Here is a 22630-nt window from a genome sequence, read left to right as displayed (position 1 = left end):
GTTTGACACTGTCAGCTAACTAACATAAGTTCAGTCAGAACTTGCCTTAGGAAAACGCTATGGAAACGCTGTCGCAATGGGTCTCCACCCTGTCAGGCTGGGTTTGGGGCCCGCCGATGCTGATCCTGCTGGTTGGTACTGGCGTCTATCTCACCATTATTCTCAGAGGCTTACAGTTCCGTGCGCTGGGCCATGCTTTCCGACTGGTATTTGATAAGGATCATAAAGGTCACGGTGATATCAGCCATTTTGCTGCGCTGACCACTGCGCTCGCGGCCACTGTCGGGATCGGCAATATTGTCGGCGTGGCGACCGCGATCACATTGGGCGGTCCCGGTGCCGTATTCTGGATGTGGGTAACCGGTCTGGTCGGTATGGCTACCAAGTATGCCGAAGCGCTGTTGGCGGTGAAATATCGGGAGCAGGGTGACAATGGTATGCGCGGTGGCCCGATGTATTACATCTCCAAGGGCGCAGGCCTGCCCTGGCTGGGCTGGCTGTTCGCTGTCTTTACCGCCGGTGCTGCTTTCGGTATCGGTAATATGACCCAGGCCAATTCGGCTGCAGCGGTGCTTAATGAAGTCTTCGGCATGGCCGACTGGCTCACCGGCACGATTCTGATGGTCCTCACCGGCCTGGTATTGATTGGTGGTATCCGTGCTATCGGTCGCTTCACTTCCATGCTGGTGCCTTTCATGATCGTGGCTTATCTGGGGACAGCACTGGTGGTGATTACGCTTAACGCCAGTGAGGTGCCGGAAGCCTTTGGTCTGATTTTCTGGCATGCTTTTAATCCCATTGCCGCCGGGGGCGGTTTTGCCGGGGCTGCAGTTGCAGCGGCAATTCGTTACGGTGTGGCCCGCGGCGTGTTTTCGAATGAGTCGGGACTGGGTTCCGCGCCTATTGCCGCCGCTGCCGCCAGAACTGCTGATCCGGTTAAACAGGCCCTGGTATCGATGACCCAGACTTTTATCGACACGCTGGTGGTCTGCACGGCGACAGCACTGGTTATTCTGACTGCCGACGTCTGGCGTGAAGGTGTCAGTGCCGGTATTCTGACCAGCCTCAGTTTTGCTCAAACGCTGGGAGAAGCGGGTACCCTTATTGTGGCCGTCTCCACCGCTTTGTTTGCCTTTTCGACCCTGATAGGCTGGAGCTATTATGGAGAAAAAGCGATCGAATATCTGATAAATGAGCGGGCCATTATCGTCTTTCGGGTCGTTTTTGTGCTGATGGTGATGGTCGGCGCCACCCGCGAACTCAGTTTTGTCTGGAATTTCTCTGATCTGATGAACGGCCTGATGGCAATTCCCAACCTGATTGGTGTTTTGTTGCTGTCAGGCATCGTCAGGCAGGAAAGCCGGCGTTACTTCTCGCTTGCACCGGGCCAGGACCGCCAAAACAGCCTATAGACAGGGTACCGGACCATTCTGACAACTGAGAGGAGTCCTCATGTTACGTCTGTATCAGATTGCACATGGATTGATTCAGGAAATACCGATAGATGAACATCGCATTGGCGCCCAGTTGCTGGAAGCAGACTGGATTGATGCGCTGGAACCGGATGAGCAAGAGCGGGTGCTCCTGGCCCGGTTGTTCAGTGATGAATTGCCCGATGTCGATGATGTCGAGGAAATTGAGGCCTCAGCTCGCTGTTTTACCGATCAGGATGGACTGCATCTGCACACGCTGTTTCTGGCGATGGCTGAAGGGCGGCACCAGACTGTTTCCGTAGCCTTTGTTTTACAACCTGAACGGCTGATAGCCATCCGGGACGGCGAACTGAGTGATTTTCGCCTGCTACGAATGCGGGCTCGCCGCGGCCAGGTCAGCTGTGAAACACCCACTGAGCTACTGGTGACGCTGTTCGAGCAGAAAGTGGAAAATCACGCTGATAATATTGAGGATATTCATCACCAACTGGAGCGGGTCAGTCATTCTGTGCTGGAAGATGAAACCGCCGATTTGGAGAATGCTATCAGTCAACTGGCAAGGCTGGAAGACAGTAACGGTAAAATCCGGCTCTGTCTGATGGATACCCAGCGTGATATTTCTTTTATGCTGAGGCATTTACGTGATCCATCACAGCAGCGCGATACGCTCTATGAAATGGGGCGAGACCTTGAGACCCTGATGACCCATACCAGTTTCCTGTTCGACAAAATCAACTTTTTGATGGATTCGACCCAGGGTTTTATCAATATCCGCCAGGCCCAGATCATAAAAACCTTTTCCATTGCGGCGGTAGTATTTCTGCCACCCACGCTGATTGCCAGTATTTACGGCATGAACTTTCAGTTTATGCCCGAACTGGATTGGCGCTTTGGCTATCCACTGGCTATCGGGCTGATGGTGGCCGCGGGCATGGCCCCGTATTTTTATTTCAAGCGTAAAGGCTGGCTATGAGACTCAGCCCGGTACAACGCTGAAGCAATCAATTCAAAACAGGAGAACACAATGAGCAGACATTTCGACCAGGCTGAAGGCCTGACCGAGCACCATGATCCCGCGACCCACGATTTTGTCTTTAACCAGACCATGTTCCGAATCAAAGATCCCAAGCGAACGCTTAAGTTTTACAGCGATGTGATGGGCATGACACTGGTCAAACGCTTTGATTTTCCGGCGATGGAATTCACGCTGTATTTTCTGGCAGCGTTATCACCGGAACAGGCGAAAGCGATTTCAGAAGATAACGATGAGCGGATTAAACAGACCTTTGCCATGCCGGCCATGCTGGAACTGACCCATAACTGGGGTGATGAGGAGAATGATGAGGTCAGTTATCACAATGGTAACAGTGACCCGCGCGGCTTCGGTCATATCGGTTTTGCGGTGCCTGATATCGATGCGGCCTGTGAACGTTTCGAAAAAATGGGGGTGCCATTTGTTAAGAAGCCTAACGACGGAAAAATGAAAGGCATTGCCTTTATTCAGGACCCGGATGGTTACTGGATAGAGATTTTCACACCGGAACGTCAGCCCGGCTTATTGAAAGAACATCTGGCTTGATAAGTCACTTATAAAAAAGGGGCTTTGAGCCCCTTTTTTGCCAGCTTTCAGGTTTATTTAGGTCCGAGGAAGAACCAGATAATCAGCCCGACTACCGGAAACAGCAAAATGATAAGAATCCACAAGGCTTTTGCCCCGGCACCTGCCGGACTGCCTGCGACTTGAATAATGGCCCAGATGACAATAATCAACCAGATAAGGCCAAGTAAACCACCTCCAACACCAAATTCCATCTTTCTCTCCTTGTCGTTGTGAAATTCAACTCAACCATAAATTAAATTTTCTATTAAAACAAACCGTTGAGTTCACATTTCAGGAGAATGGGCATAGAGGCCGCCGCCCAGGGCTTTGTATAATGTCAGCTGATTACGCAGTCGCTGTAATTCAATACTGATAAGATTCAGCTTGCTATTGATAGCGCTACGCTGAGCATCGAGAACATCCAGATAGCTGTCAATACCGGCATCGAAACGCGAACGGGCAAGCTCAAGGCTGCGTTCACTGGCCCTGGTCAGATCCTGTTGTGCCTGTAACTGATCGTCCAGCGTGATCCTGGCTTCCATCTCGTCACGAACCTCCTTGAAGGCCTGCTGGATGATCTGCTGATAGTCTGCAATATTGATGTCTTTCTGCAATTCTGCCACATCAAGGTTGGCCTGATTCACGCCCCAGTCGAGCAAGGGCAGAGTAAATTGCGGTGCGATCTGCCATTGTCGGCTGCCTGCCTCGGTTAACTGCGCTGGTGTGGTGCCGGCCAGGCCCAGGCTGGCAGTTAGGCTTATCCTTGGGAAAAAGGCAGCGCGGGCAGCGCCGATATCGGCATTGGCGGATTTAATCTGGTGCTCCGCCTGCTGCACATCGGGGCGCTGCAGTAATACCTCTGACGAGAGGTCTGTCGGCAGATCCCGCAGCTGACCGATAGCTTGCCAGTCAGCCTGCCACTGCGCCTTGTCCAGCGTCTGCCCGGTCAGTAACTGCAGGGTAGTGAAGAACTGATTAGCCTGTTGCCGCGCTTGCGCTTCCAGGATCCGGGCTTCGTGAACAGCGGTTTCTGCCTGACGAACATCCAGCTCTGAGGCCAGACCATTGTCAAAGCGTTTGCGAATCAGATGATAAGTTTCCTCACGCGCCTGGCGGGTATCTGCGGCCAGCGTTGCCTGTGCCTGCGATGCCTGCCAGCTGAACCAGCTGTCGGCGACTTCGGCAATCAGACTGAGCTGGGCACTGTCACGCGCAGCGCGACTGGCAAAATACTGTTGCAGCGCAGATCGGGACAGACTGTCGATACGACCAAAGAAGTCGATTTCCCAGCTGGTGATACCCAGCCCGACACTGTATTGCTCGTTGATACCGCCCCTGTCGAGAAAGCTCAGTGACTCGGGCGTGCGGCTACGGCTGGCTTCGCCCTGGGCATCAATGGTGGGAAGACGGGCTGCACGCTGAATTCGATATTGCTGCTGTAGTTGCTGGACACTGAGTGAGGCGATCTTCAGCTCCTGATTATGCTCCAGCGCCATCTTAATCAGTTCCTGCAAAGTTGCATTCTGATAAAACTGCTGCCAGCCCAGTTCGGCGACCGGCAGGGACGCTGTACCGACATTGTTCTCAAGGCTAATGACCGGTTGCGGCCGCTCATAGGCCGGGATCATCGAGCAGGCCGAGACTGCGATCGTCAGACACAATACAGCGAGTTTCCTGATGATGGTAATCATGCTTGTGCCTCCTCCCCAGCAGCCTTGTCTCTTTTCCTGTTGCCGCTGATACGTTCAGCCAGACTGAATACCACGACAAAAAAGACCGGGATAAAGAACACGGCCAGCACCGTCGCAGTAAAAATGCCGCCGAAGACACCGGTGCCGATCGCATTCTGACTGGCCGAGCCGGCACCGGAGGCGAGCATCAGGGGGGTGACACCGAGCATAAAGGCCAGTGACGTCATCAGAATGGGACGCAGCCGCATCCGAACGGCTTCCAGTGTTGCCTTAGAGAGGCTCATGCCATCCTCGTATAGTGACTTGGCAAACTCCACAATCAGTATGGCGTTTTTTGAGGACAGACCAATGGTCGTGAGCAAACCCACCTGGAAAAAGACATCATTGGACAGACCTCTCAGCAAAGCAAAAATGACCGCCCCTAATACGCCGAGCGGCACGACCAGCATCACCGAGAACGGTACCGACCAGCTTTCATAAAGGGCTGCCAGACAGAGGAAGACAACCAGAATCGACATAGCATAGAGCAGGGGAGCCTGGTCACCGGACTGGCGTTCCTGCAATGACAAACCGGTCCATTGAAAACCGATGCCTTCTGGCAACTGGGCCACCAGTTCCTCCATAGCCAGCATGGCATCGCCCGAACTGATGCCCGGCGCCCCTTCACCTTGAATATTGACTGAAGAAACACCGTTATAGCGTTCCAGCCGGGGCGAGCCATAAATCCAGCGTCCATCGGTCAGTGAAGCCAGAGAGACCATCTCATTATTGTCATTTCGCACATACCACTCGCCGACATCGGCAGGCATCATTCTGTAGGGGGCATCGCCCTGGACATAAACCCGTTTGATGCGGCCATTGTCAATAAAGTCATTCACGTATCTGGATGCCCAGGCCGTGGTGAAGGTATCGTTGATATCAGCAAGCTCTACACCAAAGGCAGCGGCCTTGGTGTGATCGACATCGAGCTTGAACTGCGGAGTATCATCCTGACCATTATGTCGAACCCCCATCAGCCGGGGTTCCTGCGCTGCCAGTTGCAGCAATTGATTACGGGCATCCAATAAGGCCTGGTGACCAAGTCCGCCCAGATCCTGCAATTGCATATCAAAGCCACTGGCATTACCCAGTTCGCGAATCGGTGGTGGTGCTATTGCAAAAGCGACCGCATTCTTCAAACTGGCAAAATAGGTATTGGCCCTGGCTGCGACCTGTTGCACATGCTGTTCCGGTTCAGTGCGTTCGTCCCAGTCTTCCATGCTGATGAATGCCAGTCCATTGTTCTGACCGCGACCACCAAAGCTGAAACCAATCACCGAAAATACGGACTCGACGTTGCCTTTTTCCTGCTCCAGGTAATAGTCCTCGATTTTGTTCATGACCTCAATCGAGCGCTCCATGGATGCATTCGGCGGCAGCACCATCTGGCTGAACATCAGGCCCTGATCCTCCTCGGGCAGAAAGGAGCCCGGCAGGCGCGTAAACAGTACCGCCAGCACAGCCACAATAACCACATAGATCAGCATATAGCGGCCGCTGCGGCCAATCATATGTTCGACAGTGCCCTGATAACGGTTGGTGGCGCGGTTGAATGTGCGGTTAAACCAGCCGAAAAAGCCTTTGCGTTCGTAGTGTTCTTCGTCGGTAGGCTTGAGGAAAGCAGCACAAAGCGCGGGTGTCAAAGTCAGGGCAATCAGTACCGACAGGGCCATGGCGGAGACCACGGCAATCGAGAACTGGCGATAGATAACACCGGTAGAACCGCCGAAAAAAGCCATTGGTATAAATACCGCCGACAAAACCAGGGCAATACCCACCAGGGCACTGGTGATCTGGTCCATCGACTTGCGCGTTGCCTCCCGTGGGGAGAGCCGGTCTTCGTGCATCACCCGTTCGACATTCTCTACCACCACAATCGCATCATCCACCAGCAGGCCAATGGCCAGCACCATGGCGAACATGGTCAGGGTATTGATGGAAAAACCGAAGGCATAAAGAATCGCAAAGGTACCGAGCAGGACAATCGGCACCGTAATCGTCGGAATCAGGGTGGCCCGGAAGTTCTGCAAAAACAGAAACATGACCAGAAATACCAGTATCACGGCTTCAATCAGTGTGTGGACAACCCCTTCAATCGACAATTTGACAAAGGGCGTGGTGTCGTAGGGATAAACCACTTCCAGACCTGCCGGAAAAAAGTCGTCCAGCTCATCAATGCGTTGCCGGATGTTGTTGGCCGTATCCAGCGCATTCGCGCCGGAAGCGAGTGTGATGCCAATCCCGGCAGCGGGCTGTTTGTTGTACTCGGTTTCGTATTGATAGCTCTCACCGCCGAGTTCGACCCGGGCGACATCGCCGAGTCGAACCTGTGAACCATCCTGATTGACACGGAGGATGATATTGCTGAATTCTTCCGGTGTTTCCAGCCGCGTCTGCACCACGATATTGGCGTTAAACTGCTGATCTTCCACTGCGGGGGCGCCACCGAGTTCACCGGCGGCAATCTGCGCGTTCTGTGCACGGATTGCCAGTACCACATCCTCGGTGGTCAGATGATAGTGATTGAGCCTCTCCGGATTAAGCCAGATCCGCATCGCATACTGGGAGCCGAAAATCTGAATGCGGCCCACGCCATTGACCCGGCTTAGCGGATCCTGAATATTGGCCCCGACATAATCGGAAATATCGTAGCGATCCATGCTGTTATCAGCAGAAACAAAACCGAGCACCATCAAAAAGCCGGTGCTGGATTTGGTTACACGTATTCCCTGTTCCTGGACTTCTTGTGGCAGCAGCGGCATGGCGCCCTGCAGTTTATTCTGCACCTGTACCTGGGCAATATCCGGATCGGTGCCGGCCTCAAAGGTAATGGTCAGTTGGCCAATACCGGTTGAGTCGCTGGTGGCTGACATATAGAGCACATTGTCGATACCGGTCAGGTTCTGTTCGAGCACCTGTATTACCGAATCCTCAACAGTTTCAGCCGAAGCACCGGGGTAGGTGGTGCGGATTTCAACTGAGGGCGGTGCGACTTCCGGATATTGTGAGACCGGCAGCTGGAATATAGCCAGTACCCCGGCAAGCATAATCAGAATCGCAATAACCCAGGCAAAAACCGGGCGGTCGATAAAGAATCTGGCCATGATCAGCCTCCGCTCGCTTTATCTTGCGGCTTATTCTGGTCAATCGTGACCTTGGCACCGGGTGCCACCTTCTGCAAACCGGCCACAATCATCTTATCGCCGGCATTGAGGCCGGATTTGACCAGCCAGTTTTCGCCAATGGCGCGGCCAATTTCCAGTTGCCGGGATTCGACCTGATTATTGCCATTGACGACCAGCGCCGTGGCATCGCCTTCGCGGTTAAAACTGATGCCTTTCTGTGGTGCCAGTATTGCATTGCTGACTTCACCTTCAGTAATTTCAGCGCGGACAAACATGCCCGGTAACAAAAGCTGATCGGGGTTGGGCATGATCGCGCGCAGCACCACATCTCCGGTGGATGGGTCAACATCGACCTCGGCAAACTGTAGCTTGCCTTTATGGGGGTAGCGACTGCCGTCTTCCAGCGTGAGGGTGACGGTCGGTGCTGATTGCTGATTAATCTCGCGATCGATGATTTTTTTGCGCAAATCCAGCAAAGCTCTGGAAGGCTGGGCAATATCGATATACATCGGATCCAGCTGGTGTATCGTCGCCAGCACCTCGGCTTGCTGTGCTGTGACCAGTGCCCCTTCGGTCACATTGGACTTACCGATGCGGCCGGAAATAGGCGCATTTACCTGGGTGTAATCAAGATTGGTCTCGGCCGTGGTCACCGCCGCCCGCCGGACTTGGATCTCGGCCAGAGCCTGCTGGTAGGTTGCCAGCGCATCGTCGTATTCCTGGCGGCTGATGGCGTTGTCATCAAGCAGGTTCTGGTAACGATTTTCACGTGCCTTGGCCGTTTTTAATGCCGCTTCTGCACGGGCAAGCTGTGCTTTGGTATTGGCCAGTTCGGCTTCATAAAGGGCAGGATCAATCTGATACAACTGCTGCCCCGCTTCGATTTGTGATCCTTCTTCAAACAGGCGGTTTTCAATAATGCCACTGACCTGAGGTCTGACATCGGCTTTGCGAAATGCCACAGTGCGGGCAGGCAGGGAGCTGGTCAGTGTGACCGTTTGCGGCTGAAGGGTAACGACATTGACAGCGGCCGGCGGCCGTTCCTGCTGGCTGCCTTGCTCGGCTGCCTGCTGATCACAGCCAGACAGCAGGAGGCTAAAACAGAGTGTCAGTGTTAACGGTAATCTGAAGCTGGTGGTCATTGCGATCTCCTATTCCCGGGCTTGCTGAGCGCCGGTAGCAATTGCATCCCAGGATGCGTCCATAATCTGATTCAGCTGTGCCTGATCGACTTTAATCACGCCTAACAGTTGCTGACTGGCCATATACATATAAGGTTCAAAACTGAGGCTGCCCAAAACATCGTCAGGCAGATCCTTAATCAGCTTCTGACGACGGCCCTCGGCAAACAGATCGCGGAGCGGCTGAAACTGCTGCCAGGCATCCTGACGCTGACTGCGTAATACATCAGTAGGCAGGTGATCAAACTGCGCTTTGCTCAGGGTAATCGCGCGGTTGTTAATACAGAAGTGCCAGATATTGGCGCAGATCCGCTGGTAGCGTTGTTTTAAAGTCTGCGATCCGTCGTGATCACTAAACGCGGCTTCGGCAAACGCTTCTATTATCCTGCTGTGGAGTTCGGCAATGAGCGCTTCCCGGTCTTTGAAATACAGATAAATGGTGCCTGTCGCCACTCCTGCACGTGTCGCCAGCTGTTTCATAGAAAAACCATGAAAACCGTTGCTGGCGAGGAGTTCCAGCGTGGCTTGCAGGATAACTTCCTGCTTGTCTTTGGTGGGTATCTGAGTCATTTTGCCACCTAAAATGAATGAACGTTCATTCATTTTAGGTGGTAGAAAACAAAATGTAAATGCGTTCGTCTACAGGAAAAGCTATTCGTTGTGAATTTTTTCGACGATCTGTTTCAGCCGCTGTTTTTCAGCATCCAAATTCAGTGTCAGTTCGGCACGCTCGTAAGCCATTTGGGAATGTCGCACGACCTGTTCGGCGAAACAGTCGGGGCAGAGCCGCTTCAAGGCCAGTAAAGATTTTTGCAGCCTGAGCTGAATTTCAACCAAACCGGCACCGTCACGGGCAATCGGCATAAACACATCTTCAAACAAATCATCCAGTTGGATTTCAGAGATGCGGACATGGGGATAGACAATTTTCTCATTGTCATCTTCAAGACTGGCATGTTCACGCCAGGGCAGTAACAAACGAACGGCACGGCTGATGATATCAATAGCTGTCCCGGGATCATTGACCGCGGGCGACAGGGCGCGCGAGGCGATTTCGGCCAGTACCGACAGACCGAAACGCGGATCCTGGTCAAAAGAGCGTTCATTACCGACAGTGAAAGCAGCGCGGATGTCATTTTCGATATCTTCCGTCAGTTCACCATCAAAACAGGCAATGGCTTCTGCGGGGTGAATAAACTGGCCCGGTTCGGTCAGCACCGAGATTTCACCTTTATAAAATTCACCGTAATGATTCAGCTTGCTGATATCAATGTGCTGAACATAGCCGGTTTTTACCGGGTAGATTTGCTGGTCGAAATAGTCTGGCAGATGGTCCCAGTCCAGGCGGCGGGCACCGAGACAGGGATAATCGACGCGTTGTTGTATAGCCTGACTGGCTGCATCTTCGACCCTGTCAGTGGTTTCACCGAGCCGTCCCAGCTTTGAGAGGTGCTCTATCCAGCGCAGCATCGTGACAACGATAATGACTACCACGGCGATGGTGACGGCAAACAGAATAAGCCGGCCGTTTTCACCGTACAGGTCGGTGCTCAGGGCGATAATACCGACCAGACTGAACAGGAAGGAACCGATAAAGGTGGCCAGCACGTTCTGTGTTGTCGAATCCTGCCTGACCAGTTTGGTGGCACGTGGTGTGGCGCTGGAACTGGCCGCGGTGTAGGCAGACACCATCACACTGAGGGAGAAGGTGGTGACAGCCAGCATGCTGGAAGCCAGGATATTGAGAATATCGCCGACTGACTCAGCGCCGATGCTGAAGGGGAATGGCTCTTTGATGAACAGTTCGACCGGAATCGCAATCAGCGCGGTGAAAATCGCCAGCAGCGCAAACAAGGCGGACCGCAGCCACAGTTTTCGACCTAACTGAGTTAAAAGCCATTGCCACTTGGAAAACATCAATTTCTCCTTGCCTGTCTTTCGCAAGCATAAACCAAGCATGGAGAGACAAACAATTCAGAAATGGCAGACACAAAAAAACCGGTGGGTCAGACCTCACCGGTTTTTGGTATATATTCAGCCTGGATCAGGGCGAGAATGATGAACCGCAGCCACAGGTTGTGGTGGCATTCGGGTTACGGATGACGAACTGCGAACCTTCGATGCCGTCAGTAAAGTCGATTTCCGCACCGACCAGATACTGATAGCTGGCGGGATCAACCAGCAGCGTGACACCACCTTTCTCAATTTTGGTGTCCTCTTCGCTGACATCTTCTTCAAAGGTGAATCCATACTGGAAACCGGAGCAGCCGCCACCGGTGATGAATACACGCAGTTTCAGCTGATCGTTGCCTTCTTCAGCAATCAGGTCGCTGACCTTAGCTGCCGCTGCCTCGGTAAAAATGATGGGGCTGGGCATTTCGCTGGTCATAATTTACTCCAAAAATAACTTGTTTACTGGTTAATTATTATCCAAATTCTGACTAAATTAGTCAAGATTTAAACTCGAATCGTTCAGGATTCTTGTTTTTGTTCCAGATGAAACTGTGCTTCATCCTCAAACACTTCATGTTCCAGTTCCAGAATATCAGTATCTTCCTGGGCCCGGATCAAGTGGCCGTTAACTTCACTGCCCATCGCCATTTCCAGCAGGCGGTAGTAAAGATTGCCGTTAATGCGCGCCCTGGGCGCCAGTTCAACATGATTGGAGACAAATACATTGCCGTTGATCTGACCGTTGATAATGATATTGGGTACCCGGATTTCGCCATCAATGCTGCCGTGATCGCTGAGTGTCAGCACGGAGGATTCATCGCCGGTAGCATTAATATTACCCTCTATCGTGCCATCGACACGCAGGCCACCACTGAAACTGATATCACCCTTGATATGGGTATGACGGCCGATAAGAGTGTCAATGCGGCTGGTGGACTTCTTTTTCTTGGCTTTGTTTTTGTTGAACATGATTTACCTCATGATGCCGGGGAGGTGGTAACTTCCCACTTGAATGTCCGCTCGGTCAGGGTTTTATCGGACTGTCTCAGCATGACCCGAATACTGTCCGGTTGCTCATTTTCTGCTAATTTCATAGTGCCTTCAAGCACTTGCACATGGCGTATATTCAATGCCTGGGTTTCCACCAGTCGGGATTGCGCCTCTCCATTCCCTTTCAGGTTCAGTGTGATTAATACATCACCCTTGATGGATTTAGTGATTCGCTTACCCTGCGTGAGCACAATCCGGTAAAGATAGGATGACGGATCCTCAGCCACCTGTCGCAGATGCAGTTCACGAACCTGTAATTCACTGCTGGCAGTGCCCTGCGTTATGTTCTGGTAAAACAGTAGTTCCTTGTTAAGCTCAATCACCCGATCCTGTAACAGCTGTAATTCGGTCTCTAGTTTGGAATCAGTCGCCTGTTGCAGTGCCTGCATCTGGTTGATCCCCATCAGCTGTTCCTGCAGTTGCCGGTTTTCCTCGGTCAGCCGCTGATTTTCCGCCTGCATCTGTGCATGCTGTGATTGCAGTCCGGACAGCTTTTCAAGCTGCTTGTCCTGCCACCTCTGGCCCCAGAAAATAATGGCCGCTGCGGTGAGCACAATGCCTATCAGGACCAGCAGCAGGCAGCGGTAGGGCCGCCGCGGATGAATAACGTACGGGCGGTCAAGCATCAGGGCATGGTCGCGATGACGTTGATACCGGTGGTTTCCTCCAGGCCAAACATAATATTCATATTATGAATGGCCTGTCCTGAGGCGCCTTTCACCAGGTTATCGATTACCGACAGCACAACAACGGTATCGCTGCCCTGCGGCTGGTGAACCGCGATACGGCAGACATTGGAACCGGATACGCTGCGGGTTTCGGGCATACTGCCGGCCGGCATGACATCGACAAAAGGTTCATCCCGGTAGCGATTCTCAAATAAAGCCTGCAAATCAGCATTTTTATTGAGTCTGCCATACAGGGTTGCATGGATACCCCGAACCATCGGTGCCAGGTGAGGGATAAAGGTCAGGTCGACGGCCTCACCACAATAGGCCGACAGAATCTCTTTGATTTCCGGCAAATGGCGATGACCACTGACGCCATAGGCCTTGAAGCTGCCACTGGTTTCGGCCATCAGCATTGGTATCGCCGCTTTACGACCCGCACCGCTAACCCCGGTTTTGGCATCGGCTATCAGATGTTTGGGATCAATCAGACCGGCTTCCAGCAATGGCAGAAAACCGAGTTCTGTCGCCGTAGGGTAACAGCCGGGCACAGCGACCAGCTGGGCCGGGCGAATCTGCTCACGGTTGATTTCCGGCAGGCCGTAGACAGCAGAGTCGAATAATTCGGGACAGGTATGCGGGGTGTTGTACCAGTGTTCCCAGACCGCCTGATCCTTGAGACGGAAATCCGCCGACAAATCAATGACCCGGGTGTTGCGTTTGATAAGTTCGGGTACCAGTGCCATTGCTACGGTGTGTGGGGTGGCAAAAAACACTACATCGCACTGGGCCAGGACATCCGGATCAGGCTCGCTGAATTTGAGATCGATATGGCCGCGCAGATTGGGGAATAGTTCGCTGACAGCCATGCCGGCTTCACTACGGGAAGTGATAACTTCCAGCGATACTTCAGGGTGGTTGGCCAAGAGTCTCAGCAGTTCCACACCAGTGTACCCGGTGCCGCCAACAATACCGACTTTGATCATGCTTTGCTCTGTCGTTGCTGTTAAAACAGACAGTATACCCAAATTATGCCGGGCTGCAGACATCCGGGTCGGTTTTATGATGGATTGAGAAGCTGTTCCAGACGCTGCTTATGTTGCATGTAGACTGCTGTCGGATAATAGCGATCATCAGTAAATTTGAGACTGTTGAGATAGACCGGATAATGCGATTGCAGGCCGCGCAGGCTCAGTACCAGCTGCTGTACCCGGGCAAACAGCGCCGGATCATCAGCCCGACCTTCAAACCACTGCTGACCGCAGACAATAGTGCACTCAGCATCCAGCGCGGAATTGTTCATGCTGACTTTTACCGGCAGATAGCTGCCGGACTGGGCTGTCACCGCTACCGGTGTTGCACGCCAATGTTGTTGCTGCCGGCTCAGGTGATAAAAACGCAGTTGCGCGATCTGGTTACGCTGACGGATTTCAGAAAGAAATAACTGCAAGTGTGCGATCAGCGTGGCTTCAGAGAGATGCTGATACTGCTGGCGTATAAGGTTGCCGAACTCATCCAGCAGATAACAAATGATGGTGTTCTGTTCGAGATAAATAAATACATTAATTCGTTCCGCTGACTGGAATTGCAGCAGGCTGTTCAGTAGGCCGTCTTTATCCAGATAGCGATCCAGCCGCAATGCCTCGAACTGCCTGTCCTGATAGGCCAGACTGTGCCAGAGGTCCTGAGACAGTGGCTGCTTCAGCAGGCTGATCTGTTGCTGCTGCCACTGAAGGTTGAACAGGCGGTCGGCCATCGATAACAAGAACCGGCCTGAGTCAGGAAAACGCCGGTAATGGGAGATAAGCTGGTTCAGCAAGTCATCCATGCGCTGACTGATGGTCTGACCAAAAACCGGTGTCGGGCACCAGCTGTGCCAGCTCGTATTATTGTCCGGCTGCCAGGCGAGGAGATTCTGCAGAAACTCCAGCACGGCCTGAGGACCGGCATAATGGAAGCTATGGCAGATGCCGTGGCTGGTCATCACGATGCCGTCTACCGAGGTCACCAGGCTTTGATGATAGGAACTGTAATTGAGTGGATCGTTGAGCCGACTCGACAGTTGCAAGCCCTGCTGAGACAGCTTGTCACTGGTTTCCGGGGCCAGGTTGATAAACAGTCTGATGTCGTTCAGGGTCTCATTCTGCGCTGTCGTAATATTGGTGAAATCCAGATCGAGTTGGGGCAGGGGGCTGCGGAACAAATGCTGACACAGCTCAACCACACAGGATGTTGTGACTTTGCCATGCTGATCATTGACACTGAGCCAGTTGCTGCGGCTGAGCAGGTGATTGCCAATCGCGTAAGCCAGCACCTGTAGCAGATGTTCGTGTTCAATAATGCTGTCATGACCGGCGTCGCTTGTCGGCTGACGGCTCAAACGCCACAGGTTTTGCTCACGAAGGCGGCTCAGAAACAGGCGGTCACTGTCAGGCGCCGGTCTTAATGCTGAAGGTAACAGGCTAACCTGGTTTTCCGGTGGAGCATAGCGCAGTCGGTGAACAGTTTTTAATGCATGCAGCGTAGCAGCGGCATCAAGCTTTTCCTCGCGCGCAAAGTTGCTGAGTTGTTTTAATACCTCGCCGCTGAATCGGCCCAACTCATAGAAGTCGCTTTCAATCGTGCTGAAGGTCTCTGTGCTGTTGTCCAGGGATTTCAGTTTGTCGGCATCCCAGCCCCACTCGCGGGTCAGCTTTTCCATAAACTGGCGTCGCCAGGGCTGAGTTGCCTGTCTGACTGGTTTGCTGAGCCTCTCCGGCACGTCGAGATAAAACCGCCGCCGTAAGTCTGCGGAAAGCTGCTGCTGCTCAAGAAGCTGCAGTTGCAGATACTTCGGATCGAAGCGGCCGGTATCACTTTGTTGCTGATAGAGCTGCTGTTTCAGCAGCGGCGACAGGGCAGTTTGCGGCGGGCCTGTCAGGCAGTGATTGAGATAAGCCAGGGATAAAAACTGATTGCCGTTCTGCAGGCTGTCGTTAAGTCTGGTGCTGGTCTGATGGAACAGGGTATCGGCATCGAATCGGCCGATGTTGCCGAAATCCGCCAGACTGACCGGATTAAGCAGCCGCTGCGACTGCATTCTGCTGACAGCTGCGGCATAATCCATATCCTCTTCCGGGCTGGTCAACCACCAGTAGGGTTGACTACCGGCGAGAACCAGGCCGGCACTGTAGAACTGATCCCGATCCCAGGCAGATAAGATGCCTCGTGCCAGGTCGGCTTCTGACAACAGTCTTGGTTCCAGTTTGATGCCGCTATCCCCGGCCCATTGGCAGACAGCGTCCACTTTCTGCTGCAACTGCTGGCGTTGCTTGTCCTTGAGTAAGTTACTGTGGAGAAGCCAGAGCTCGAAAGCTGGGTGTTCGGGATATCGCAGCAAGCCATTGGCATTGATGAGGTAGAGACCCCGCAGCGGGTAACGACGTAACGCCCGTTGCCGATAACGGAAATGGCTTTCCAGCTGCCTGACCCGGTCCAGAGTGGTTTTAGTTGGACGGTAATCAATCAGACCGGCCGGGGTCTCATCGCTGATATACCCCGGCAATAGTTTGGCATTTTGATGAAACAGCAACGGCAACAGTTCCAGAATCAGGCCGTGCCGTGCCGGTGCCAGCTGCAGCAGACGGTGGATGCGTTCATGGTTATGCGTCTGAAAGAAACGCTGTGCCTGAACCCGGTCCACTGACAGCTGGGTCCCGGTTAATGTCTGAAGTGACGCATGCCCGTGAAGACCATGGCAATGCCGTGTTCATTGGCTGCGGCGATGACTTCGTCATCACGCATGGAACCACCGGGTTGGATCACCGCTTTGATACCGGCCTCGGCGGCGGCATCAAGTCCGTCCCGGAACGGGAAGAAGGCATCGGAAGCCATCACTGCACCGGGCACCGCCAGTCCAGCATCTTCGGCTTTGATACCCGCAATGCGGCTGCTGACGACACGGCTCATCTGGCCGGCACCGATACCAACGGTTTGCTGGTTTTTGGCGTAAACGATCGCGTTGGATTTTACGAACTTGGCCACGCGCCAGGCGAACAGCAGATCCTGCATCTGTTCGTCAGTTGGTGCCGTATCGGTCACGACTTTCAGTTCATCCGCCTGTACCAGTGCATCATCACGATCCTGTACCAGCAGTCCACCGTTAACGCGCTTGAAGTCAAGGCTGTCAGCCGGATTTTCGACAAACTCGCCACAGGCGAGCAGGCGCACATTGGCTTTCTGAGCCACCACCGCGCGGGCATCGTCAGATACGGTCGGTGCAATAATGACTTCGACAAACTGACGCTCGATAATGGCTTTGGCGGTCTCCGCATCCAGCGGCCGGTTGAAGGCAATAATGCCGCCAAAAGCGGAGGTCGGATCAGTCTGAAAAGCCAGGTCATAGGCAGCCAGCAGACTGCCGGCTGTCGCCACACCGCAAGGGTTGGCATGCTTCACAATCACGCAGGCCGGTGACTCGGGGAAAGCTTTGACGCATTCCAGTGCGGCATCGGTATCGGCGATATTGTTGTAAGACAGTTCTTTGCCCTGCAGTTGAACAGCCGCGCTGATGGTGCCGCTTTCCAGCTGACCTTCAACATAAAAGGCTGCTTTCTGATGCGGGTTTTCACCGTAACGCATGTCCTGTTTCTTTTGAAACTGGCTGTTGAAGGTCCGTGGAAAAGTGTTCATATCCCCGTTATCGGACCGTTTGCCCAGATAATTAGCAATGGCGCCATCGTATTGTGCGGTGTGCTCAAAGGTTTTCACGGCCAGATCAAAACGGGTGGCATCATCAACCCCACCATTAGCCTCGATTTGCGCCAGCACGCGGCCATAATCAGCCGGGTCAATCAGTACAGTGACATCGGCGTGGTTTTTAGCTGCGGCACGCAGCATAGTGGGACCACCAATATCAATATTTTCAATGGCCATTGGCAGCGTGCAGTCATCGCGGGCGATGGTCGCTGCGAACGGGTAAAGATTGACCACCACCAGATCGATGGGCGCGATATCATGCTGTGTCATGATCGCATCATCTGTGCCACGGCGGCCCAGCAGGCCGCCATGGATTTTAGGATGCAGCGTTTTGATACGGCCCGCCATCATTTCGGGGAAACCGGTATGTTCGGAGACTTCCTTGACCGGTAAACCGGCTTCACTCAGCAGTTTGGCGGTACCGCCGGTAGACAGCAGTTCGATACCGAGTCGGTTCAGTTCCTGTGCCAGTTCAAGTACACCGGTTTTGTCAGAGACGCTCAATAGAGCACGTTTAATCTTATTCATTGAAAAAGAAATTCCAGGGTAAAGAGAATTCGTTGCTACAAGCCGTAAAGCTTGAGTTTTTTGCGTAAGGTGCCGCGGTTGATGCCGAGAATTTCGGCCGCCCGGCTTTGATTACCATTGGTGTGGGCCAGCGTCGCTTTGAGCAGCGGCACTTCGACTTCAGTCATCAGCATTTCATAGAGATTGGCAGCGGGGTGGCCCTCGAGTTGCTCGAAGTAATCTGCCAGTGCTTGCGACACACAGTCACTGAGCGGAGCTGTGGTATGCTCGGCCGCTACACCAAGTTCAGCGCAAGTCGATGGATCTTTGGCTAGCGGTTTAGTCATGCGGCTTGAGAGTCCTGTTGTTGTTCTAATTGCTCAAAAAAATGACGGGTGAAACGCAATTGTTGCTGCGGCAGTTCCAGTTGATTCATTTCCTGACGGAAAGCATTGCCGTTACGCAGCCCTTTGCTGTACCACGCAATGTGTTTGCGTGCCATGCGAACACCGGTGTAGTCACCATAAAAATCGTACAGGTTTTGCAGGTGCTCAATCAAGACCTGTTTAATTTCAGTGACTTCAGGTTCGGATAGCAGCTCGCCATGCTCCAGAAAATGCAGGATTTGGCGGAATATCCATGGATTTCCCTGTGCGCTGCGGCCAATCATCAGGCCATCAGCACCGGTTTTTTCCAGCACCAGCGCCGCTTTCTGTGGCGAGCTGATATCACCATTGGCAATGACCGGTATCGATATGCGGGATTTAATCTCGGCAATGGTGTCGTACTCAGCCTCGCCTTTATAGGCATCGGCACGGGTACGACCATGCACGGCCAGTGCCTGAATACCGGCCTGTTCAGCGATACGGGCAATAGTAACACCATTGCGGTTGTCACGATCCCAACCGGTGCGGATTTTGAGCGTCACCGGGACAGCCACGGCATTAACCACCGATTCCACGATGTCTGCGACCAGTTTCTCGTTCTGCAGCAACGCGGAACCGGCCATCACATTACAAACCTTTTTGGCAGGACAGCCCATATTGATATCAATAATGTGTGCACCCTGATCGACATTATGCCGAGCGGCTTCAGCCATCATCAACGGATCTGCGCCGGCAATCTGTACGCTGCGTGGTTCCGGCTCACCGTCATGATTGGCACGCAGCAGTGATTTCTTGCTGGCCCACAAAGCTTTATTGGCTGTGATCATTTCCGAAACCGCCATGCCGGCACCGAGTCGACGGCAGAGCTGACGGAAAGGGCGATCGGTGACACCGGCCATCGGTGCCAGAAACAGCCGGTTGGGCAGGCTGTAGGGACCGATCATCAAATCAGACTGCATGTCTAACACCAGTCAGTCTGACCCAGTCCTCACGGCTGACGGCGGGCTGCATTGTGAACCACTGCTGATAACTGTCAGCGACTTCCTCAGCCTGGGTTTGCAAAATACCTGATAAAACCAGTTCTGTATTAGGCTTACTCAGGTTGGCAAAACGCGGTGCCAGGTTCTGTAAAGGTCCGGCCAGAATATTGGCCAGCAGCAGATCACAGGGGTCATCCGGACAGTTACCGGGCAGATAGGCTTCGATTTCAACGCCGTTACGCCTTGCGTTTTCGCGGGTCGCTTCCAGTGCCTGCGGATCGGTATCCACCCCAATTACACGCTCGGCACCTAATAATGCTGCTGCAATCGCCAGGATACCGCTGCCACAGCCATAGTCGATAACATATTTACCCTGGAGATCGGCCTGATCCAGCCAGTTCAGACAAAGCGCCGTGGTCGCATGAGTACCGGTACCGAAAGCAAGACCGGGATCGAGCAGAATATTGACAGCCTGTTCATCAGGCGCCTGATGCCAGCTGGGCACAATCCAGAGCTTTTCACCGAACTGAAGGGGGTGGAAGTTCGCCATCCATTCCCGTTCCCAGTCTTTCTCTTCCACCGCTTCGACACGAAACTTGGGGACATCCAGCAGCATGCCGGCCAGCATATCAAGCACGCTTTGTTGCTGAGTTTCAGCATCGAACAGCGCAGTCAGCCGGGTTTCCGTCCACAGCGGCGTTTCACCCGGATCCGGTTCATAGATTGGCTGATCGGCATCGTCTTCAAATGTCACGGCGGCTGCACCGCACTCACCCAGGGCTTCGGATAAAGCCTCGGCCTTGTCGGGTGAGGTGTGACAGATAAACTGAATCCAGGCCATCAGAGTCCGAGCTTCTTCTCAAGATAGTGAATGTTGGTGCCGCCGGTCTGGAAGTGGGTATCATCCATAATATCGCGTTGCAATTCGACATTGGTTTTGATGCCTTCAATGCCGATCTCTTTCAGCGCGGTCTGCATGCGGGCAATCGCCGAGTCACGATCCTTGCCGTAGGCAATCAGTTTGCCGATCAGTGAATCGTAATTAGGCGGCACTTTGTAGCCGCTGTAGATATGGGAGTCCATGCGGATACCGGCACCGCCCGGTGCATGATAGTGCGTGATCTTGCCAGGGCTGGGCATGAAGGTGCGGGGATCTTCAGCGTTAATACGGCATTCGATGGCATGGCCGCGCATCACCACATCTTCCTGTTTGATCGACAGCGGTTCACCGGCGGCGATTCGAATCTGTTCAGCAACCAGATCGATATCAGTCACACGCTCGGTGACCGGATGTTCAACCTGGATACGGGTATTCATTTCGATGAAATAGAACTCGCCATCCTGGTAAAGAAATTCAAAGGTACCAGCGCCACGGTAACCGATACGAACACAGGCTTCGGCACAAATGGCGCCCATACGATCACGCATTTCCTGGGTAATGCCGGGCGCGGGGGATTCTTCCACCACTTTCTGATGGCGGCGTTGCATCGAACAATCACGCTCACCCAGATGAATGGCATTGCCGTGCTGATCTGCCAGCACCTGAAACTCGATATGACGCGGGTTTTCCAGGAATTTTTCCATGTAAACCATATCATTACCAAAGGCGGCGCGGGCCTCACTTTTGGTCAATGCAATGGCGTTCAGAAGATGCGCTTCACTGTGAACTTCACGCATACCCCGGCCACCACCGCCACCAGCGGCTTTGATGATAATCGGATAGCCGATTTCACGGGCCAGGCGCAGATTAGTGGCATCATCGGTCCCCAGCGGGCCATCGGAGCCAGGAACGCAGGGCACGCCGGCCGCTTTCATGGCTTTGATAGCGGAGACCTTGTCACCCATCAGGCGAATGGTTTCGGCACGTGGTCCGATAAAGATAAAGCCGCTTTCTTCCACTCTCTCGGCAAAGTCGGCATTTTCTGACAGGAAGCCGTAACCGGGGTGAATCGCAGTGGCATCGGTAATTTCCGCCGCACTGATAATCGCCGGAATATTGAGATAACTTTCGTTGGAGGGTGCAGGCCCAATGCAGACGCTTTCATCAGCCAGCAATACATGCTTGAGATCACGATCCACGCTGGAGTGCACAGCAACGGTTTTGATACCCAGCTCCCAGCAGGCACGCAGAATACGCAGGGCAATTTCGCCCCGGTTGGCAATAACAATTTTATCGATCATATTAATGTTCAAATCCACAGTTCAGGATGAGCTATTTCGCCCGAAACGGGCGCTGGTGTTATTCGATAACGATCAATGGCTCATCGAATTCAACCGGATGCCCGTTCTCTACCAGGATGGCAGTGACGGTACCGCTGCGATCGGCTTCGATCTGGTTGAACATTTTCATCGCTTCGATTATGCAGATAACATCGCCGGCTTTGACTTGCTGGCCGACTTCCACAAACGCCGCAGCTTCCGGGGAGGAAGAGCGGTAAAAGGTACCGACCATGGGTGAGCGAACAGCATTGGCTTCGTTAGTCTGGGCTTCAGTGGCAGCAGGTGCCGTGGCCGCAGGGTCTGCAGCAGGGGCCGGCGCAGCTGGCGCGACGGCATGTTGCGCTGGTGCAGGCTGGGGCGCGTAATGAGGCATAACCGAGCTGTTACGGCTGATGCGTACCGACTCTTCGCCTTCGGAAATTTCAATCTCGGCGACATCGGATTCCTGAATAAGATCAATCAGTTTCTTAATTTTGCGAATGTCCATGCGTTAACCTTTAATAATAGTTATGAGTTGAGTTGTTTGATGGCGGCTTGCAGGGCCAGTTCGTAGCCCTGCGCACCCAGTCCGCATATCACGCCTCTGGCGATATCGGACAGATAGGAATGCTGTCTGAACGACTCACGGGCGTGAATATTGGAGATATGTACTTCGATAAACGGGACCGCTACCGCGGCCAGTGCATCACGCAGAGCCACACTGGTATGGGTAAAAGCGGCCGGGTTAATCAGAATGAAATCGGTGTCATGGCGGCGTTCATGGAGTTTGTCGACCAGCGCGTGCTCAGCATTGCTTTGAAAAAAATCCAACTGGTGACCGGCATCAGCGGCCATGGTCTGCAGGCGATCCTCGATATCAGCGAGGGTATCTGCACCATAATGCTCAGGCTCGCGCGTCCCCAACAGATTGAGATTGGGGCCGTTCAGCACAAGAATGTTCGCCATGACGATCCTTACAAAGCGGTCAAAAATCAATTAGGCCGAATTGTGCACCAGCAAGGGGTCAATGTCCAGTTAAGCAAGATAAAAGGCAGACTTTTGTCGCTATTTTCGTCGAAAT

The 22630-nt window shown here is 53.3% G+C and carries 21 protein-coding genes; 3 read left to right on the top strand and 18 right to left on the bottom strand.

The window, feature by feature from the left end; translation table 11 throughout:
• Window positions 1-59: 59 nt before the first annotated feature.
• From FH755_RS03100 to gloA, 3 genes are all read left to right on the top strand, one after another.
• Complete coding sequence (locus FH755_RS03100; RefSeq protein WP_292438564.1) at window positions 60-1412, top strand: sodium:alanine symporter family protein; 1353 nt, start codon at window positions 60-62, stop codon at window positions 1410-1412.
• Window positions 1413-1452: 40 nt separating this feature from the next.
• Window positions 1453-2406, top strand: coding sequence for a magnesium/cobalt transporter CorA (gene corA / locus FH755_RS03095; protein WP_292438562.1), 954 nt, complete (start codon window positions 1453-1455; stop codon window positions 2404-2406).
• Between the two features lie 132 nt (window positions 2407-2538).
• Complete coding sequence (gene gloA, locus FH755_RS03090) at window positions 2539-3012, top strand: lactoylglutathione lyase (protein WP_366658683.1); 474 nt, start codon at window positions 2539-2541, stop codon at window positions 3010-3012.
• A gap of 53 nt (window positions 3013-3065) precedes the next feature.
• Here the strand turns inward: gloA and FH755_RS03085 are convergent, their stop codons facing one another.
• From FH755_RS03085 to aroQ, 18 genes are all read right to left on the bottom strand, one after another.
• Complete coding sequence (locus FH755_RS03085; protein WP_292438558.1) at window positions 3066-3245, bottom strand: PLDc N-terminal domain-containing protein; 180 nt, start codon at window positions 3243-3245, stop codon at window positions 3066-3068.
• A 72-nt stretch (window positions 3246-3317) separates the two neighbouring features.
• On the bottom strand, window positions 3318-4724 hold the full coding sequence (locus FH755_RS03080; RefSeq protein ID WP_292438556.1) for an efflux transporter outer membrane subunit: 1407 nt from the start codon (window positions 4722-4724) through the stop codon (window positions 3318-3320).
• Window positions 4721-7867 (bottom strand): efflux RND transporter permease subunit, encoded by a 3147-nt coding sequence (locus FH755_RS03075; protein WP_292438554.1) that lies wholly within the window; start codon window positions 7865-7867, stop codon window positions 4721-4723. The genes FH755_RS03080 and FH755_RS03075 overlap by 4 nt, the downstream gene beginning before the upstream one ends.
• 2 nt (window positions 7868-7869) lie before the next feature.
• Window positions 7870-9030, bottom strand: a complete 1161-nt coding sequence (locus tag FH755_RS03070; protein WP_292438552.1) for an efflux RND transporter periplasmic adaptor subunit — start codon at window positions 9028-9030, stop codon at window positions 7870-7872.
• Window positions 9031-9039: 9 nt separating this feature from the next.
• A complete protein-coding gene (locus tag FH755_RS03065) occupies window positions 9040-9639 on the bottom strand; it encodes a TetR/AcrR family transcriptional regulator (protein ID WP_292438550.1) in 600 nt (199 codons plus the stop codon).
• A gap of 81 nt (window positions 9640-9720) precedes the next feature.
• Window positions 9721-10986, bottom strand: a complete 1266-nt coding sequence (locus FH755_RS03060) for a DUF2254 domain-containing protein (RefSeq protein WP_292438549.1) — start codon at window positions 10984-10986, stop codon at window positions 9721-9723.
• Between the two features lie 127 nt (window positions 10987-11113).
• Window positions 11114-11458 carry an iron-sulfur cluster insertion protein ErpA gene (gene erpA / locus FH755_RS03055; RefSeq protein WP_292438548.1) on the bottom strand — a complete coding sequence of 115 codons (345 nt, stop codon included), beginning with the start codon at window positions 11456-11458 and terminating at the stop codon, window positions 11114-11116.
• Window positions 11459-11541: 83 nt separating this feature from the next.
• On the bottom strand, window positions 11542-11991 hold the full coding sequence (locus FH755_RS03050; protein WP_292438547.1) for a polymer-forming cytoskeletal protein: 450 nt from the start codon (window positions 11989-11991) through the stop codon (window positions 11542-11544).
• A gap of 8 nt (window positions 11992-11999) precedes the next feature.
• Window positions 12000-12698 carry a DUF6776 family protein gene (locus tag FH755_RS03045; protein ID WP_292438546.1) on the bottom strand — a complete coding sequence of 233 codons (699 nt, stop codon included), beginning with the start codon at window positions 12696-12698 and terminating at the stop codon, window positions 12000-12002.
• Window positions 12698-13726: an N-acetyl-gamma-glutamyl-phosphate reductase gene (gene argC / locus FH755_RS03040; RefSeq protein ID WP_292438545.1), complete on the bottom strand. Its 1029-nt coding sequence runs from the start codon at window positions 13724-13726 to the stop codon at window positions 12698-12700. The genes FH755_RS03045 and argC overlap by 1 nt, the downstream gene beginning before the upstream one ends.
• Window positions 13727-13800: 74 nt before the next feature.
• Window positions 13801-16422 (bottom strand): class I adenylate cyclase, encoded by a 2622-nt coding sequence (locus tag FH755_RS03035; protein ID WP_292438544.1) that lies wholly within the window; start codon window positions 16420-16422, stop codon window positions 13801-13803.
• 17 nt (window positions 16423-16439) lie between these two features.
• Window positions 16440-18005: a bifunctional phosphoribosylaminoimidazolecarboxamide formyltransferase/IMP cyclohydrolase gene (gene purH / locus FH755_RS03030; RefSeq protein ID WP_292438542.1), complete on the bottom strand. Its 1566-nt coding sequence runs from the start codon at window positions 18003-18005 to the stop codon at window positions 16440-16442.
• 35 nt (window positions 18006-18040) lie between these two features.
• The gene (gene fis, locus FH755_RS03025) at window positions 18041-18331 is read right to left on the bottom strand and encodes a DNA-binding transcriptional regulator Fis (RefSeq protein ID WP_292438541.1); all 291 of its coding nucleotides are present in this window, start codon (window positions 18329-18331) and stop codon (window positions 18041-18043) included.
• The gene (gene dusB / locus FH755_RS03020; RefSeq protein ID WP_292438540.1) at window positions 18328-19329 is read right to left on the bottom strand and encodes a tRNA dihydrouridine synthase DusB; all 1002 of its coding nucleotides are present in this window, start codon (window positions 19327-19329) and stop codon (window positions 18328-18330) included. The genes fis and dusB overlap by 4 nt, the downstream gene beginning before the upstream one ends.
• Complete coding sequence (gene prmA / locus FH755_RS03015; RefSeq protein WP_292438539.1) at window positions 19319-20191, bottom strand: 50S ribosomal protein L11 methyltransferase; 873 nt, start codon at window positions 20189-20191, stop codon at window positions 19319-19321. Before prmA ends, dusB begins: the two co-directional genes overlap by 11 nt.
• The gene (gene accC, locus FH755_RS03010) at window positions 20191-21531 is read right to left on the bottom strand and encodes an acetyl-CoA carboxylase biotin carboxylase subunit (RefSeq protein WP_292438538.1); all 1341 of its coding nucleotides are present in this window, start codon (window positions 21529-21531) and stop codon (window positions 20191-20193) included. The genes prmA and accC overlap by 1 nt, the downstream gene beginning before the upstream one ends.
• 58 nt (window positions 21532-21589) lie before the next feature.
• Window positions 21590-22057: an acetyl-CoA carboxylase biotin carboxyl carrier protein gene (gene accB / locus FH755_RS03005; RefSeq protein WP_292438537.1), complete on the bottom strand. Its 468-nt coding sequence runs from the start codon at window positions 22055-22057 to the stop codon at window positions 21590-21592.
• 20 nt (window positions 22058-22077) lie between these two features.
• On the bottom strand, window positions 22078-22515 hold the full coding sequence (gene aroQ / locus FH755_RS03000; protein WP_292438535.1) for a type II 3-dehydroquinate dehydratase: 438 nt from the start codon (window positions 22513-22515) through the stop codon (window positions 22078-22080).
• Window positions 22516-22630 lie beyond the last annotated feature (115 nt).

The sequence above is a fragment of the Methylophaga sp. genome (genome assembly GCF_009711715.1).
Lineage (GTDB): Bacteria > Pseudomonadota > Gammaproteobacteria > Nitrosococcales > Methylophagaceae > Methylophaga.
Note: the sequence above shows the minus strand (reverse complement) of the source record. Positions and strands in the feature narration are given on the sequence as shown.

Coding starts and splice junctions, on each gene's coding strand:
- FH755_RS03100 (WP_292438564.1), top strand. CDS start 60: ATGGAAACGCTGTCGCAATGGGTCTCCACCCTGTCAGGCTGGGTTTGG.
- corA (WP_292438562.1), top strand. CDS start 1,453: ATGTTACGTCTGTATCAGATTGCACATGGATTGATTCAGGAAATACCG.
- gloA (WP_366658683.1), top strand. CDS start 2,539: ATGTTCCGAATCAAAGATCCCAAGCGAACGCTTAAGTTTTACAGCGAT.
- FH755_RS03085 (WP_292438558.1), bottom strand. CDS start 3,245: ATGGAATTTGGTGTTGGAGGTGGTTTACTTGGCCTTATCTGGTTGATT.
- FH755_RS03080 (WP_292438556.1), bottom strand. CDS start 4,724: ATGATTACCATCATCAGGAAACTCGCTGTATTGTGTCTGACGATCGCA.
- FH755_RS03075 (WP_292438554.1), bottom strand. CDS start 7,867: ATGGCCAGATTCTTTATCGACCGCCCGGTTTTTGCCTGGGTTATTGCG.
- FH755_RS03070 (WP_292438552.1), bottom strand. CDS start 9,030: ATGACCACCAGCTTCAGATTACCGTTAACACTGACACTCTGTTTTAGC.
- FH755_RS03065 (WP_292438550.1), bottom strand. CDS start 9,639: ATGACTCAGATACCCACCAAAGACAAGCAGGAAGTTATCCTGCAAGCC.
- FH755_RS03060 (WP_292438549.1), bottom strand. CDS start 10,986: ATGTTTTCCAAGTGGCAATGGCTTTTAACTCAGTTAGGTCGAAAACTG.
- erpA (WP_292438548.1), bottom strand. CDS start 11,458: ATGACCAGCGAAATGCCCAGCCCCATCATTTTTACCGAGGCAGCGGCA.
- FH755_RS03050 (WP_292438547.1), bottom strand. CDS start 11,991: ATGTTCAACAAAAACAAAGCCAAGAAAAAGAAGTCCACCAGCCGCATT.
- FH755_RS03045 (WP_292438546.1), bottom strand. CDS start 12,698: ATGCTTGACCGCCCGTACGTTATTCATCCGCGGCGGCCCTACCGCTGC.
- argC (WP_292438545.1), bottom strand. CDS start 13,726: ATGATCAAAGTCGGTATTGTTGGCGGCACCGGGTACACTGGTGTGGAA.
- purH (WP_292438542.1), bottom strand. CDS start 18,005: ATGAATAAGATTAAACGTGCTCTATTGAGCGTCTCTGACAAAACCGGT.
- fis (WP_292438541.1), bottom strand. CDS start 18,331: ATGACTAAACCGCTAGCCAAAGATCCATCGACTTGCGCTGAACTTGGT.
- dusB (WP_292438540.1), bottom strand. CDS start 19,329: ATGCAGTCTGATTTGATGATCGGTCCCTACAGCCTGCCCAACCGGCTG.
- prmA (WP_292438539.1), bottom strand. CDS start 20,191: ATGGCCTGGATTCAGTTTATCTGTCACACCTCACCCGACAAGGCCGAG.
- accC (WP_292438538.1), bottom strand. CDS start 21,531: ATGATCGATAAAATTGTTATTGCCAACCGGGGCGAAATTGCCCTGCGT.
- accB (WP_292438537.1), bottom strand. CDS start 22,057: ATGGACATTCGCAAAATTAAGAAACTGATTGATCTTATTCAGGAATCC.
- aroQ (WP_292438535.1), bottom strand. CDS start 22,515: ATGGCGAACATTCTTGTGCTGAACGGCCCCAATCTCAATCTGTTGGGG.